General features: G+C 72.9%; 12 protein-coding genes. 9 read left to right on the top strand and 3 right to left on the bottom strand.

Translation table 11 applies throughout. From position 1 onward, the window contains the following. Window positions 1-163 precede the first annotated feature (163 nt). The 3 genes from polA to IE94_RS0119365 all read left to right on the top strand — a co-directional run bounded on the left by polA (window position 164) and on the right by IE94_RS0119365 (window position 5,478). Window positions 164-2,887, top strand: coding sequence for a DNA polymerase I (gene polA / locus IE94_RS0119375; protein WP_030185925.1), 2,724 nt, complete (start codon window positions 164-166; stop codon window positions 2,885-2,887). A gap of 212 nt (window positions 2,888-3,099) precedes the next feature. Next, entirely contained in the window at window positions 3,100-3,402 is a 303-nt protein-coding gene (locus tag IE94_RS0119370) for a hypothetical protein (RefSeq protein ID WP_342450761.1), read from the top strand. Window positions 3,403-3,705: 303 nt separating this feature from the next. Next, complete coding sequence (locus IE94_RS0119365; protein WP_030185921.1) at window positions 3,706-5,478, top strand: lytic transglycosylase domain-containing protein; 1,773 nt, start codon at window positions 3,706-3,708, stop codon at window positions 5,476-5,478. A gap of 42 nt (window positions 5,479-5,520) precedes the next feature. Here the strand turns inward: IE94_RS0119365 and IE94_RS0119360 are convergent, their stop codons facing one another. After that, window positions 5,521-8,190, bottom strand: a complete 2,670-nt coding sequence (locus tag IE94_RS0119360) for an ATP-dependent RNA helicase (protein ID WP_030185919.1) — start codon at window positions 8,188-8,190, stop codon at window positions 5,521-5,523. A 67-nt stretch (window positions 8,191-8,257) separates the two neighbouring features. Further along, window positions 8,258-9,172 carry a class I SAM-dependent methyltransferase gene (locus IE94_RS0119355; protein ID WP_078606526.1) on the bottom strand — a complete coding sequence of 305 codons (915 nt, stop codon included), beginning with the start codon at window positions 9,170-9,172 and terminating at the stop codon, window positions 8,258-8,260. A gap of 294 nt (window positions 9,173-9,466) precedes the next feature. Here IE94_RS0119355 and rpsA point away from each other — a divergent pair, with 294 nt between their 5' ends. The 4 genes from rpsA (at window position 9,467) to IE94_RS0119335 (ending at window position 13,136) form a co-directional block, all read left to right on the top strand. Then, entirely contained in the window at window positions 9,467-10,975 is a 1,509-nt protein-coding gene (rpsA, locus tag IE94_RS0119350) for a 30S ribosomal protein S1 (protein WP_030185916.1), read from the top strand. 158 nt (window positions 10,976-11,133) lie between these two features. Beyond that, entirely contained in the window at window positions 11,134-12,072 is a 939-nt protein-coding gene (locus IE94_RS0119345) for a PAC2 family protein (RefSeq protein ID WP_030185913.1), read from the top strand. Between the two features lie 31 nt (window positions 12,073-12,103). Next, window positions 12,104-12,706, top strand: a complete 603-nt coding sequence (gene coaE, locus IE94_RS0119340) for a dephospho-CoA kinase (RefSeq protein ID WP_030185909.1) — start codon at window positions 12,104-12,106, stop codon at window positions 12,704-12,706. A gap of 49 nt (window positions 12,707-12,755) precedes the next feature. Further along, a complete protein-coding gene (locus IE94_RS0119335) occupies window positions 12,756-13,136 on the top strand; it encodes a tetratricopeptide repeat protein (RefSeq protein WP_030185906.1) in 381 nt (126 codons plus the stop codon). A gap of 3 nt (window positions 13,137-13,139) precedes the next feature. Here the strand turns inward: IE94_RS0119335 and IE94_RS0119330 are convergent, their stop codons facing one another. Further along, complete coding sequence (locus tag IE94_RS0119330) at window positions 13,140-13,397, bottom strand: DUF6343 family protein (protein ID WP_030185902.1); 258 nt, start codon at window positions 13,395-13,397, stop codon at window positions 13,140-13,142. A gap of 172 nt (window positions 13,398-13,569) precedes the next feature. Here IE94_RS0119330 and IE94_RS0119325 point away from each other — a divergent pair, with 172 nt between their 5' ends. Both IE94_RS0119325 and IE94_RS0119320 read left to right on the top strand, forming a co-directional pair. Further along, window positions 13,570-14,259, top strand: coding sequence for a class I SAM-dependent methyltransferase (locus IE94_RS0119325; RefSeq protein WP_106977914.1), 690 nt, complete (start codon window positions 13,570-13,572; stop codon window positions 14,257-14,259). Between the two features lie 95 nt (window positions 14,260-14,354). Then, window positions 14,355-14,810 (top strand): DoxX family protein, encoded by a 456-nt coding sequence (locus IE94_RS0119320; protein WP_030185894.1) that lies wholly within the window; start codon window positions 14,355-14,357, stop codon window positions 14,808-14,810. Window positions 14,811-14,830: the final 20 nt, after the last annotated feature.

Below are 14,830 nucleotides of genomic sequence, written 5' to 3'. Positions count from 1 at the left end.
CGATCCTCGCACGCCCCGGTGACAGCGAGGCCGTCCGGGAGGGGCGGAGGCGGTGGGCGAGGAGTGCGGGACCCGTGGTGCCGCCGCCGCGCGGCCGGTGCGCGACGGCGCGGGACGGCGAGGGCGGGACGCACTGTCAGTGGCACGTGGCAGGATCGGTGTCGTGGCGAAGACAGCATCGAAGAAGACCGACAGCACCTCCGGCGGCCGACCGCGGCTGATGCTCATGGACGGGCACTCGCTGGCGTACCGCGCGTTCTTCGCGCTGCCCGCGGAGAACTTCACGACCGCGACGGGCCAGCCGACCAACGCGATCTACGGGTTCGCGTCGATGCTGGCCAACACCCTGCGTGACGAGGCGCCCACGCACTTCGCGGTGGCGTTCGACGTCTCCCGCAAGACCTGGCGCTCGGAGGAGTTCACCGAGTACAAGGCGAACCGCTCCAAGACCCCGGACGAGTTCAAGGGGCAGGTGGAGCTGATCGGCGAGCTGCTCGACTCCATGCACGTCCCCCGCTTCGCCGTCGAGGGCTTCGAGGCGGACGACGTCATCGCCACCCTCGCCACCCAGGCCGAGGCCGAGGGCTTCGACGTGCTGATCGTCACCGGCGACCGGGACTCCTTCCAGCTGGTCAGCGAGCACACCACGGTCCTGTACCCGACCAAGGGCGTCTCCGAGCTGACCCGCTTCACCCCGGAGAAGGTCTTCGAGAAGTACGGGCTGACCCCCGCCCAGTACCCCGACTTCGCGGCGCTGCGCGGCGACCCGTCCGACAACCTGCCCGGCATCCCGGGCGTCGGCGAGAAGACCGCCGCGAAGTGGATCAACCAGTTCGGGTCCTTCGCGGAGCTGGTCGAGCGCGTCGACGAGGTCAAGGGCAAGGCCGGGCAGAACCTGCGCGACCACCTGGAGTCCGTGAAGCTCAACCGCCGGCTCACCGAGCTGGAGCGCCGGGTCGAGCTGCCGAGGACCGTCACCGACCTGGAGCGGACGGCCTACGACCGCAAGGGCGTCGCGATGATCCTCGACACCCTGGAGATCCGCAACCCCTCCCTGCGCGAGCGGCTCTACGCGGTCGACCCCGGCGCCGAGGAGGCCGAGGCCACCCCGGTGGTCGCGGACGGCGTGGAGCTGGACGGCACCGTGCTGGGCACGGGCGAGCTGGCCGGCTGGCTCGCCGAGCACGGCACCTCGCCGCTCGGTGTGGCCACGGTCGACACCTGGGCGCTGGGCACCGGCTCGGTGACCGAGGTCGCGCTGGCCGCGTCCGACGGGAGGGCCGCCTGGTTCGACCCGACGGAGATCGACGAGGCCGACGAGGCGGCGCTGCGCTCCTGGCTCTGCGACCCGGACCGGCCGAAGGTCTTCCACAACGCCAAGGGCGCGATGCGCGTCTTCGCCGAGCACGGCTGGAGCGTCGCCGGCGTGGGCATGGACACCGCGCTGGCCGCCTACCTGGTCAAGCCGGGCCGCCGCTCCTTCGACCTGGACGCGCTGTCCCTGGAGTACCTGCACCGCGAGCTGGCCCCCGCCGCCGCGGCCGACGGCCAGCTCGCCTTCGGCGCGGACGAGGGCGCCGAGGCCGAGGTGCTGATGGTGCAGGCCCGCGCCATCCTCGACCTGGGCGAGACCTTCGAGAGCCGCCTGGCCGACGTCGGCGCCGCCGACCTGCTGCGCGACATGGAGCTGCCCACCTCCGCGCTGCTCGCCCGCATGGAGCGGCACGGCATCGCGGCCGACCGGGAGCACCTCCAGGCCATGGAGCAGATGTTCGCGGGCGCCGTCCAGCAAGCCGTGAAGGAGGCGCACGCGGCGGCCGGACGGGAGTTCAACCTGGGCTCGCCCAAGCAGCTCCAGGAGGTCCTCTTCGGCGAGCTGAACCTGCCGAAGACCAAGAAGACCAAGACCGGCTACACCACCGACGCCGACGCCCTGGCCTGGCTCGCCGCGCAGACGGACAACGAACTGCCGGTGATCATGCTCCGCCACCGCGAGCAGGCCAAGCTGCGCGTCACGGTGGAGGGCCTGATCAAGACGATCGCCGCGGACGGCCGCATCCACACCACGTTCAACCAGACGGTCGCCGCGACCGGCCGCCTCTCCTCCACCGACCCGAACCTGCAGAACATCCCGGTCCGCACCGACGAGGGCCGGGCGATCCGCCGGGGCTTCGTGGTCGGCGAGGGCTTCGAGTCCCTGATGACGGCCGACTACAGCCAGATCGAGCTGCGGGTGATGGCCCACCTCTCCGAGGACGCGGGCCTGACCGAGGCCTTCACCTCCGGCGAGGACCTGCACACCACCGCGGCCGCCCAGGTCTTCTCCGTCGAGCAGTCCGCCGTGGACGCCGAGATGCGCCGCAAGATCAAGGCCATGTCCTACGGCCTGGCGTACGGACTGTCCGCCTTCGGCCTCTCCCAGCAGCTGAACATCGAGGCGGCCGAGGCCCGCGGCCTGATGGACGCCTACTTCGAGCGCTTCGGCGGCGTGCGGGACTATCTGCGCCGGGTCGTCGACGAGGCGCGGGCCACCGGATACACGGCGACCCTCTTCGGCCGCCGCCGCTATCTGCCCGACCTCAACAGCGACAACCGCCAGCGTCGCGAGGCGGCCGAGCGGATGGCCCTGAACGCGCCGATCCAGGGCACGGCGGCCGACATCGTCAAGATCGCCATGCTCAACGTGGACAGGGCGCTGAACGAGGCCGGCCTCAAGTCCCGCATGCTCCTCCAGGTCCACGACGAAATCGTCCTGGAGATCGCCCCGGGCGAGCGCGCGGCGGCGGAGGAACTCGTACGCCGCGAGATGGCGGACGCGGTGCGACTCAGCGTCCCCCTGGGCGTCTCCGTGGGGGTGGGCCCGGACTGGGAGTCGGCGGCGCACTAGCCTGCGGCAGTCGGCGGCAGGGGGCTGCCCCGCCCCCGCCGCCGCTGCGGGCGGTCGTGCCGGTGGAGCGGGGGCGGGAGGGACCTCATCACTCCGGTGGCCCCCGAGGAAACGCCCCGGCCCCGGTCTCCCGTGAGGATGCGGGCATGGGTATACGCATGCTCCACCACCGGACGACACCGGCACGGGCACGCACCGACGGACCCGCCCGCGTGCCATTCCTCCCGGTCCCGGTCTTCGCACCGGGCGCAAGTACCGGCCGCACCCCCGCCACCCTCACGACGCTCCTGCGCCGCACGGCGACCGGCCTCCGCCGCGGACTCGCCCGCCGGGCCCCGGCGACCGCCGCCCCGCACGAGCCACCCGCCTGGCGGTTGTGGGCCGACCTGGCCCGCGGCTACCTCGCGCTGGCCCTCACCCTGCTGCCGCGCACCCGGCCCGCCCACACCTTCACCGTGTTCGTCGCGTCCGCCGACACCCTCGGCGCGCGACCCGGAGGTCCGGCGCGGTACTGACGACGCCCCCGCACAGCACGGCGTCCGCGCGGCCGTCGCGACCGGGAGCGGGCGACAGCAAAACTCCTCATATGGCCAAGTGGTGAATATCGGGCAGGAACGGGTGCCCGTGCAAAGCAAGTTGTCGTAGGGTCGCCTGCGGCACCGTACTGGTCGAACAGGTGGCCACGGTGCCCGGGGGGGAACGCCGTGCAACCGTCTGCGCCGGTGGATCGTCACAACAGGGCGGGCACAGCGGGCGAGTACGACAGCAGAAGACGGACGGAGACGGACGCGCGGGCGTCCACGGGAGGGGTTCACTCTATGGTGGCGCATTTCGACAGGAGGCTCCGCAAGGCGGCGGTCACCACCACCGTCGCGGCGCTCGCGGTCGCGGCCCTGTCCGCCTCCCAGGCTCCCGGCGTGACGGCCGACGGCAACGGCAGACAGACCACCGCCGACAACGTGCCGGCGTCGGAGACGCCCGCCGCGGAGAGCGCCACCGGCAACTCGCCCTACTACACCGACCTGCCGCCGCTCAACAGCCCCAAACCCGCCCCGACCGCGGGCACCCCCACGTCCCCGGGCACGTCCGAGGCCGGCATTCCCGCGACCGTTCTCGACGCCTACAAGAAGGCCGAGTCGGAGCTGCGCCTGTCCAAGCCCGGCTGCAACCTGCCGTGGCAACTGCTCGCCGCCATCGGCAAGGTGGAGTCCGGTCAGGCCCGCGGCGGCCGCGTCGACGCCAACGGCACGACGATCGGCAGGATCATCGGCCCGCAGCTCGACGGCAACGGCTTCGCGCTCATCCAGGACACCGACAACGGCGTCTACGACGGCAACAGCAAGTACGACAACGCCGTCGGACCCATGCAGTTCATCCCGTCCACCTGGGCGTGGGCCGGCCGCGACGGCAACGGCGACGGCAAGGCCGACCCCAACAACGTCTACGACGCCGCGCTCGCCGCCGGCCACTACCTGTGCCGCAACGACTGGGACCTGTCCGTCCAGGCCGACCTCAACCGCGCGATCCTCAGCTACAACAACTCGCAGGACTACCTGAACACGGTCCTGTCGTGGCTGGAGCACTACCGCAAGGGCACCCACGAGATCCCGGACGGCACCGGCAGCCTCCCGGTCGGCCGCAGCGACGACCCGGGCGCCGGCGCCAGTCCCTCGCCGGGCGGCACGGGCGCGTACCCGGGCTCCCAGGCCCCGGCGACGTCGACGCCCGGCCCGAAGCCGTCCCCGAGCAAGCCGCCGGCCCCGGGCAAGCCCGGCAACTCCGGCGGCCCGGGCACCAAGCCCCCGACGGACCCGGCACCGCCCACCGGCAGCCCCACGCCCAGCCCCACGCCCACCGACACGGTGCACCACCTGGAGAACGCCGGCACCACCGGGCTCACGGCGACCGCGGGCGACACCTTCGCCGAGCAGATCAGCACCCGTGCCGAGACCACGGCAGGGGCCGCCGTCGGCAAGGTGCGCATCCGCTTCACCGTCCTGGGCGACACGGACGCCACCTTCACCGGCGGCGAGAAGGTCGCCGCGGTCACCACCAACGCCTCCGGGGTGGCCGTCGCGCCCGCACTGGTGGCGGGCGAGCAGACCGGCGAGTTCACCGTCCGCGCCACCGTGGTCGGCCGTACCGTCCCGGGCCTCGACTACCGGGCCACCGTCACCGAGCGCGTCGCCGACACCCTCACCCGCACCACCGCGACCGAGCTGACGTGCACGCCGGGCGGCGAGTTCGCCGACCCGGTCGGGGTGAAGGCCACGCTCAAGGGCGCCGTCGCGGACAAGGTCGCCGTCACCGCCACGCTCATCAAGTCCGAGGCCGACCCGGCCGAGAACGACAAGGGCCCCTACTTCAAGGACGCCGACGGCAAGGCCGTCCGTACCCTGACCGGCCTGAAGACCGGCGCCGACGGTCTGCTGGAGCTGCCGAAGCTGTACGCCGACGACGCCGAGGGCTCCTACGTCCTCCGCCTCACCACGCCGGGCGGCGCCCAGCTCGACATCACCCTGAAGGTGGCCAAGGCGGCCGAACCGACGCCGGAGACGTCGACCGAGCCGTCGACGCAACCGGCGGCGTAGGCACCGTCCCGCCCGGCGGGGTGTTCCCCGCCGGGCCGACGGTCACCTGCCGAGCCGGGCCTTCGTGTACCGCGTCGGCTCCGCCGTGGCCGGGTCCTCGGGCCACGGGTGCTTCGGGTACCGGCCGCGCAGTTCCGCGCGTACGCCCTTGTAGCCGTCCTTCCAGAACGAGGCCAGGTCGGCCGTGACCGCCGCGGGGCGGCCCGCCGGGGACAGCAGATGCACGAGGAGCGGCACCCCGGCGATCTCGGGTGACCGCTGGAGCCCGAACATCTCCTGCAACTTCACGGCGAGGACGGGCTGTCCGGGGTCGCCGTAGTCGATCCGGACCCTGGACCCGCTGGGGACGAGGATCCGCTCGGGGGCCAGCTCGTCGAGCCGCGCCGCTTGCCCGGACGCCCAGGGCAGCAGCCGCGTCAGCGCCTGCCCGGCGTCGATCCGCCCCAGATCGGCCCGACGCCGGGCCCGGCTCAGCTCGGGTTCCAGCCACTCGTCCGCGCGCGCGAGCAGCGCCTCGTCGGTGACCTCCGGCCAGGGCTCACCGAGGTGCTGCCGCAGGAACGCGAGCCGCCTGCGCAGCAGTTCGGCCTCGGCCGAGCGGCCCAGCAGCCCGAACCCCTCCCGCCGCAACCCCTCCAGCAGCGCACGCCGTACGAGAACGGGGTCGGCGTCGGTGAGGGGCCGCACCGCCAGTTCCACCGCCCCGAGCCGTTCGACCCGCCGGGCCACCACGTCACCGTCGGCCCAGTGCACCTCGTCCCGCTCGGTCAGCAGCGCTCCGGCCGCGAGCCGGGCGACCTCCTCGTCGACGGCCGCGCCGAGCTGCACGCGCGCGTGCCCCCGGCCCACGGGCCGGTCGGCCACGGCGACGGCGATCCACGGCGCTCCCCGCAGCGCGGACGCCTCCGGCAGCTCCGCCCGCGTACCGGAGACCATCAGGTACGAACCGCCGTCCTTCCTGGCCACCCGCTCGGGAAACGCCAGAGCGGCCACCAGCCCGGCGACGGCGGCGTCGCCGACCGGCCCTCCCGGCCCGCCGCCCCCGCCCTCCACGGCGGCCCGCAGCCGCCGCACCTCCGCCCGCCACCGCGCCCTGTACGCGTCCCCGCCCCGACGAGCCGCCCGCAGTACGGACACGAGGTCGTCCCCGTACTCCCGCGGCGCCTCCTCGCTCAACAGGCCCGCCACCTCGGCCACCACCTCGCCCCCGCGCCCCCCGCCTCCGGGCCCACCGGCCCGGGCCCCGTCCGTCCCGGGAACGCCGGGGGCCGTGCTCCTCGCCGGGAAGTCACCCGTCGCCGGGGGGCGTGCGCCGGAGTGTTCCGGGGGCGCCGCCGCTGCCGAGCCGGCCCGGGGCGGGAGGGCCGCGCCCGGCCGGGCCGCGTCCAGGAGGGCGCGGCCCAGCCTGGGGTGCAGACCGAGGCGGGCCAGTCGTGCGCCTCGCTCCGTCGCCCGGCCGGCCGAGTCCACCGCGCCGACCGCCTCCAGCACCGATCGGGCCGCCGCCATCGCCCCGCCCGGCGGCGGATCGAGCAGCGCCAGACCGGAGGCGTCCGGATCGCCCCAGCAGGCCGCCTGCAACGCGAACGCCGTCAGGTCGGCCACCTTGATCTCCGGCGCCGGGAACCGCGGCAGACGGGCGTCCTCCGCCTGTGCCCAGCAGCGGTACACCACCCCCGGTGCCTCGCGGCCCGCCCGGCCGGCCCGCTGACGCGCCGCCGCGCGGGAGGCCCGTACCGTCGTCAGCGCGCTGAGCCCGCGCGCGTGGTCCACCCGCGGCTCCCGCGCCAGCCCCGCGTCCACGACCACCCGGACGCCCGGGACCGTCAGCGACGACTCGGCCACCGAGGTCGCCAGCACCACCCTGCGCCGCGCCCCGGGCGCCAGCACCTCGTCCTGCACGGCCGCGGGCGCCCGCCCGTGCACCTGGAGCACGTCCACGTCCCCGAGGCCCGCCAACCGGCCCGCCACGCGCGAGATCTCCCCGACCCCCGGCAGGAAGCACAGGACGTCCCCGTCCCGCTCGGCCAGCGCCCGCCGTACCACCGAGGCCACGTGCGCCGGCAGCGCCGGGTCCACCCGCATCCCGTGCGGCGGGCGCAGCGGGCGCACCGGCGGCGCCCACACGACCTCGACGGGGTGGGACACACCGTGCGCCTCGACGACCGGCGCGTCGCCCAGCAGCCGCGACCAGCCCTCCGCGTCGGTCGTGGCGGACGCGGCCACCAGCCGCAGGTCCGGCCGCAGGGTCTGCCGCACGTCCCACAGGAACGCCGCCGACGTGTCCGCGTCCAGATGCCGCTCGTGGCACTCGTCCAGCACCACCGCGTCCACGCCCGTCAGCTCCTGGTCCCGCTGGAGCCGCTGCAGCAGCACACCGGTCGTGACGACCTCCACGCGCGTGCGGCGCCCGACGACCCGCTCCCCGCGCACGGTGTACCCGACACTCGCGCCCGGCCTCTCACCCAGCAGCCACGCCATCCGCCGGGCCGCCGCCCGCGCCGCGATCCGCCGCGGCTCGGCCACGACCACGCGCCGCGCGGGAGCCTCCTCCCCGCCGAGCAGCCCCGCCAGGGCCAGCGGCACCAGCGTCGTCTTGCCGGTACCGGGCGGCGCGACCAGCACCGCCGTGCCGTGCCCCTCCAGGGCCTCGTGCAGGGCGGGCAGGGCACCGCGCACGGGCAGCGCGTCCAGAGCGTCGTAACGGATCACGCCCCCAGTGTCGTACGTCCCGGAAACCGCCCTCCGCGCGCACGGGGCCCCGCGCCCCGGGTACGGCTCAGTCGCGCTCGCAGACGAAGATCGCCGTCCCCGGGATCAGGTGCCCGCGCAGCGGCGACCAGCCGCCCCACTCCGAGGTGTTCCAGTCCGGCCACTCCGGCTCGACGAGGTCCACCAGCCGGAACCCCGACGTCACCACGTCCCGCACGCGGTCACCGAGCGTCCTGTGGTGCTCGACGTACACCGCGAGACCCTCGTCGTCCTGCTCGACGTAGGGCGTGCGGTCGAAGTACGACGCGGACACCGACAGCCCCTCCGGGCCCGGCTCGTCCGGGAACGCCCAGCGCACCGGGTGCGTGACGGAGAAGACGAAGCGGCCGCCGGGCCGCAGCACCCGGCGCACCTCCCGCAGCACCAGCCGCGGGTCGGCGACGAAGGGCAGCGCCCCGTAGGCCGAGCACGCCAGGTCGAAGGAGGCGTCCGCGAAGGGCAGCACCGACGCGTCGGCGCACACCAGGGGGAAGGAGACGCCGATGCGCAGGGCGTGCTGGAGCTGGCGGTGGGAGAGGTCCAGGGCCACCGGACGGGCCCCCTGGGCGGTCAGCCAGCGCGCGCACTGCGCGGCGCCGGCGCCGATCTCCAGGACGTCCTTGCCCTTCAGCTCCTCCGCCGGGCCGAGCAGCTCGGCCTCCACCTCGTCCAGCCCCTCGGGACACCACACGAAGCGGTCGTCGCCGAGGAAGGTGCCGTGCTCGGTCTGGTACTCGTCCGCGTTCCGGTCCCACCAGCCGCGGTTGGCGCGGGAACTCTCCGTGACACCGGCGGCACGCCGGGTGGCCTCGGGCTCTGGTCCGTCGGTTCCCTCGGCCTCGGACGTTACGGGCTCTTGGATGACCGGCTCCCTCGTACTAGTCTGCGGGCTCTTCCGTGCCGCCCGCCCCGCGTGTCGCGCAAGGGGCGTCCAGGGGTCCATGGGGCCTCGGGAGACGGCTCTTGTGCCGGGTATGCGGCGATCCGCCCCGGGTGTGCGGCTTCGCGCATTGACCCTGCCCGGCCGCCCCCGTATGCTACAAGTTGCGCTGCGGGCCTGCGCACCTCAGACGTAGCAGGTCGCGCTCGCATCTGTTGTATGTCCCCTCGGTTCTCGAGGCGTCACCAGTGGATTTCGGTGTCGCTTCCTTGGCTGTCCGGCTTCGGCAGAGCGAAACGGGCTCCCGGCGTAAGCAGTACCTACGACTTCAATGTCCGTACCGGAGCCCTTTCCCACATGACGAGCAGCACCGAGACCACCGCCACCACCCCGCAGGTAGCGGTCAACGACATCGGTAACGAGGAAGCCTTCCTCGCCGCGATCGACGAGACGATCAAGTACTTCAACGACGGCGACATCGTCGACGGCGTCATCGTGAAGGTCGACCGGGACGAGGTCCTGCTCGACATCGGTTACAAGACCGAAGGCGTTATCCCGAGCCGCGAGCTCTCCATCAAGCACGACGTCGACCCCAACGAGGTCGTCGCCGTCGGTGACGAGATCGAGGCCCTTGTCCTCCAGAAGGAGGACAAGGAAGGCCGCCTGATCCTCTCGAAGAAGCGCGCCCAGTACGAGCGTGCCTGGGGCACCATCGAGAAGATCAAGGAAGAGGACGGGATCGTCACCGGTACCGTCATCGAGGTCGTCAAGGGTGGTCTCATCCTCGACATCGGCCTCCGCGGCTTCCTCCCGGCCTCCCTGGTCGAGATGCGCCGCGTCCGCGACCTCCAGCCCTACGTGGGCAAGGAGCTCGAGGCCAAGATCATCGAGCTGGACAAGAACCGCAACAACGTGGTCCTGTCCCGCCGTGCCTGGCTGGAGCAGACCCAGTCCGAGGTCCGCCAGACGTTCCTCACCACCCTCCAGAAGGGTCAGGTCCGTTCCGGCGTCGTCTCCTCGATCGTCAACTTCGGTGCCTTCGTGGACCTGGGTGGCGTCGACGGTCTGGTCCACGTCTCCGAGCTGTCCTGGAAGCACATCGACCACCCGTCCGAGGTCGTCGAGGTCGGCCAGGAGGTCACCGTCGAGGTCCTCGACGTCGACATGGACCGCGAGCGTGTCTCCCTGTCGCTGAAGGCGACCCAGGAAGACCCGTGGCAGCAGTTCGCCCGCACCCACCAGATCGGCCAGGTCGTCCCCGGCAAGGTCACGAAGCTGGTTCCGTTCGGTGCGTTCGTCCGCGTGGACGAGGGCATCGAGGGTCTGGTCCACATCTCCGAGCTGGCCGAGCGCCACGTGGAGATCCCGGAGCAGGTCGTCCAGGTCAACGACGAGATCTTCGTCAAGGTCATCGACATCGACCTCGAGCGTCGCCGCATCAGCCTCTCGCTGAAGCAGGCCAACGAGGCCTTCGGTGCCGACCCGTCCACGGTCGAGTTCGACCCGACCCTGTACGGCATGGCCGCGTCCTACGACGACCAGGGCAACTACATCTACCCCGAGGGCTTCGACCCCGAGACCAACGACTGGCTCGAGGGCTACGAGACCCAGCGCGAGGCCTGGGAGACGCAGTACGCCGAGGCCCAGCAGCGCTTCGAGCAGCACCAGGCGCAGGTCATCAAGTCCCGCGAGGCGGACGAGAAGGCCGCTGCCGAGGGTGTCGACACCGCGGGTGCGGCTCAGACCACCTCCGGTGGCGGTGGTGGCGGCTCCTACTCCTCCGAGGGTGGCGACAACTCCGGCGCCCTCGCGTCGGACGAGGCGCTGGCCGCGCTGCGCGAGAAGCTGGCCGGCGGCCAGAGCTGACGCTCTGAACACCGGCCGCCGACACACGGCGGTTGAAGTACAGCGGTAGCCGAGGGGCCGCACCTTCCGAGGTGCGGCCCCTTCGGTGTGTCCGGGCGGGAATGCCCCACCCCGCAAGGGCGTTGTGACCTATGAACACGAGGAGGGGAGCGGTCACCGTGCTTGATCCGCAGGATTTGTACGCCTGGGAGCCGAAGGGCCTTGCCGTCGTCGACATGGCACTCGCCCAGGAATCGGCCGGACTGGTCATGCTGTACCACTTCGACGGATACATCGACGCCGGGGAGACCGGCGACCAGATCGTCGACCAGGTGCTCGACTCGCTGCCCCACCAGGTCGTCGCCCGCTTCGACCACGACCGGCTCGTGGACTACCGGGCGCGTCGGCCGCTGCTCACCTTCAAGCGGGACACCTGGGCGGACTACGAGGAGCCCACCATCGAGGTGCGGCTCGTCCAGGACGCCACCGGGGCGCCCTTCCTGCTCCTGTCGGGCCCCGAGCCGGACGTCGAGTGGGAGCGCTTCGCCGCCGCCGTACGGCAGATCGTGGAGCGGCTCGGCGTCCGCCTGTCGGTGAGCTTCCACGGCATCCCGATGGGCGTCCCGCACACCCGTCCCGTCGGCATCACCCCGCACGGCAGCCGCACCGACCTCGTGCCGGGTCATCGCAGCCCCTTCGAGGAGGCGCAGGTCCCCGGAAGCGCGGAGGCGCTCGTCGAGTACCGCCTCGCGCAGGCCGGCCACGACGTGCTCGGCGTCGCCGCGCACGTCCCGCACTACATCGCCCGCTCGGCCTACCCGGACGCGGCGCTGACCGTCCTGGAGGCGATCACCGCGGCGACCGGCCTGGTCCTGCCGGGCATCGCGCACTCCCTGCGCACGGACGCCCACCGCACCCAGACGGAGATCGACCGGCAGATCCAGGAGGGCGACGAGGAGCTCACCGCCCTCGTCCAGGGCCTCGAGCACCAGTACGACGCGGCGGCCGGCGCCGAGACCCGGGGGAACATGCTCGCCGAGCCCGTCGAGATCCCCTCCGCCGACGAGATCGGCCTCGAGTTCGAACGGTTCCTCGCCGAGCGGGAGGGCGACAACTGACGCCCTGAGCCGCACCCTCTAAGCTTCCGCCATGCTGAAGGTGGGCCTGACCGGCGGGATCGGCGCCGGCAAGAGCGAGGTGTCCCGGCTCCTCGTCGAGCACGGCGCCGTACTGATCGACGCCGACCGGATCGCCCGCGAGGTCGTCGCCCCGGGGACACCGGGGCTCGCCGCGGTCGTGAAGGCGTTCGGCGAGGACGTCCTGGCCGGGGACGGCAGTCTGGACCGGCCAAAGCTGGGCTCGATCGTGTTCGCCGACCCGGAGAAGCTGGCCGTCCTGAACGGCATCGTGCACCCCCTGGTCGGTGAGCGCTCCCGCGCGCTGGAGGAGGCCGCGGCCGAGGACGCCGTCGTCGTCCACGACGTCCCGCTGCTCACGGAGAACGGCCTGGCCCCGCTGTACGACCTCGTGGTCGTCGTGGACGCCGACCCGGCCACCCGGCTCGACCGGCTGGTCCGGCTGCGCGGCATGACCGAGCAGGACGCCCGGGCCCGCATGGCAGCCCAGGCGACGCGCGAGCAGCGCCGGGAGATCGCGGACGTGGTCGTCGACAACGACGTACCGCTCACGGAGCTGCGGCGCCGCGTCGAGGAGGTCTGGGACGAACTGGTGCGCAGGGCGCACACGGAATAGCGGATCCCGCGCGGGCGTTGATCCCTTCCAGCGAGGGAAGGACTCAGCCGTGCCCGAGACAAGCAGTCCCACCGGACGTACCCCGGAGACGGATGTCATCGACTTCCGTGCCGCCGAGCAGTTGCTCGCGGCGCGGGACCCGCGCGGCGCGGTGAAGCTTCTCGACAAGGTCATCGGCGCCCACCCCGAGAACACCGCAGCGCGGCTGCTGCGCGCGCGTGCCTTCTTCGCGGCGGCGCAACTGCGGTCGGCCGAGCTGGAGTTCACCATCGTCCTGGAGCGCGAGCCCGACAACGCGTTCGCGCACTTCGCCCTCGCCCGCACCTACGAGCGCCGGGGCTGTCCCGACCAGGCCCGCCGTCACTTCCGGCTGGCGGCGGCGCTGGACCCGAACCCGGAGTACCTCCAGCAGGCGCGCTTCGACTCCTGACGGTCAGCGTCTCGGCGGCGGGTACGGCGGAATGTTCCGGCCCGGCTGGTAGTGCGGGCCCTGGCGGATGTGCCGGAGGATCACGGTCAGGTCGACCGTGATGACGAGCCACAGCACCCCGCAGGCGAGCGCCCAGCCGAACCGCCCCGTGAGCGCGAAGACTGCCGTGCCGAAGACGGCCCAGACGAGCCCCCACAGGCTCAGCCAGAACCGCGCCCGCAGGGCACTGCGCGCGGTCGCCGGTTCACTGCCCGTACGCATCCGTTCACCACTCCTCTATCGAACGTACTGCGGCGGACACGGAGGGGGAAGCGAGCCGTACCGCCGGACCGGCGAACAGCCGGGATCGGGCGCGTTCACTCGGTCGGGTGAAACGACGTCGAGGGGGAACGGGTGTGCGGGGGCGGCCCGTTGGACGGGCATGGAGCTGAGAATGCGAGAGGGACACCAGGGGACGGGACCCGGAGCCATCACGCCGGACGGCTGCGCGGTCGAGCTCTATTCGCGGCTGCCCGCCGGGGCCGAGCCGGACATCGTCGCCGCCGCCGTGCCCGAGGGCGCGCGGGTGCTGGAGCTGGGCAGCGGGGTGGGGCGCATGACCCACCCGCTGCTGGAGCGCGGGTTCACCGTCACCGCGGTGGACGAGTCCGCACAGATGCTGGAGCGCGTGCGCGGGGCGCGCACCCTGTGCAGCCCGATCGAGACTCTCGACCTCGGCGAGCGCTTCGACGCGGTGCTGTTGGCGTCGTTCCTCGTGCACACCGGGGACGTCGAGGTGCGGCGTGGGCTGCTGCGCACCTGTGCCAGGCATGTCGAGGACGAGGGCTGCGTACTGATCCAGCGCGAGGGGGCGGACTACCACACGGACCTGCCCAGGGAGCGGGTGGACCCCAGCGGCTTCACCGTCCGGATCCTGTCGGCGGACCCGGTGGGCCACGGCGTCAACTCGGTCCGGGCGGAGTACGAGTTCCCGGACGCCGTGTGGACCCAGACCTTCCGGGCCCGGCCCCTGACCAGGGAGCAGTTCGAGGAGGCGCTGGGGGAGGCGGGGCTGGCGGTGGACCGGTATCTCACCGAGGACGGGACGTGGGTGAGGGCCGTGCCCGTGCGGCGGCAGGGGTAGCGGCAGGACGGGCCGGGGACCGGCGATGAGTTCCGGAGGAAGGAGCGGTCTGTATCCCCGACAGCGGCACGGACCGCCCAGCCGAGGAGACCGCCATGTCCGAGACCACCGCCATGTCCGAGACCACCGCTTCCCCCGCCTCCACCCTGTCGGCCCGTGGACGTGGTCTCCGCGTCGCCCTGCGTGTGGTGCAGGTGCTCCTCGCGCTGTTCTTCGCCCTCGCGAGCGCCTTGCCCAAGCTGATCGAGCACTCCTCGGCGGCCGACACCTTCGCGGAGATGGGCTGGGGCGAGGCGGGCGTGTACGCGATCGGTGTCCTGGAGCTGGCGGGCGCGGTCGCCCTGGTCGTCCCGGTGCTTCAGTCGGTGGCGGCGACGGCGCTGAGCGCGTTGATGGTGGGCGCGTTCGTCGTCCAGCTCACCTACTTCGACGGTGCGAACGCGGCGACGCCGCTCGTCCTGATGGTGCCGCTCCTGGTCCTCGCCCGGGCCCGGCGCGGGTCCAACCAGGAGCTGCGCCGGCTGGTGCGGGACGGGGTCCGGCGCGGCTGACCGAGCGGGCCCCGCCCCTG

The sequence above is a fragment of the Streptomyces violaceorubidus genome (assembly GCF_000717995.1).
Classification (GTDB): Bacteria; Actinomycetota; Actinomycetes; order Streptomycetales; family Streptomycetaceae; genus Streptomyces; species Streptomyces violaceorubidus.
Note: the sequence above shows the minus strand (reverse complement) of the source record. Positions and strands in the feature narration are given on the sequence as shown.

Coding starts and splice junctions, on each gene's coding strand:
- IE94_RS0119325 (WP_106977914.1), top strand. CDS start 13,570: ATGCGAGAGGGACACCAGGGGACGGGACCCGGAGCCATCACGCCGGAC.
- coaE (WP_030185909.1), top strand. CDS start 12,104: ATGCTGAAGGTGGGCCTGACCGGCGGGATCGGCGCCGGCAAGAGCGAG.
- IE94_RS0119355 (WP_078606526.1), bottom strand. CDS start 9,172: ATGGACCCCTGGACGCCCCTTGCGCGACACGCGGGGCGGGCGGCACGG.
- IE94_RS0119365 (WP_030185921.1), top strand. CDS start 3,706: ATGGTGGCGCATTTCGACAGGAGGCTCCGCAAGGCGGCGGTCACCACC.
- IE94_RS0119320 (WP_030185894.1), top strand. CDS start 14,355: ATGTCCGAGACCACCGCCATGTCCGAGACCACCGCTTCCCCCGCCTCC.
- rpsA (WP_030185916.1), top strand. CDS start 9,467: ATGACGAGCAGCACCGAGACCACCGCCACCACCCCGCAGGTAGCGGTC.
- IE94_RS0119330 (WP_030185902.1), bottom strand. CDS start 13,397: ATGCGTACGGGCAGTGAACCGGCGACCGCGCGCAGTGCCCTGCGGGCG.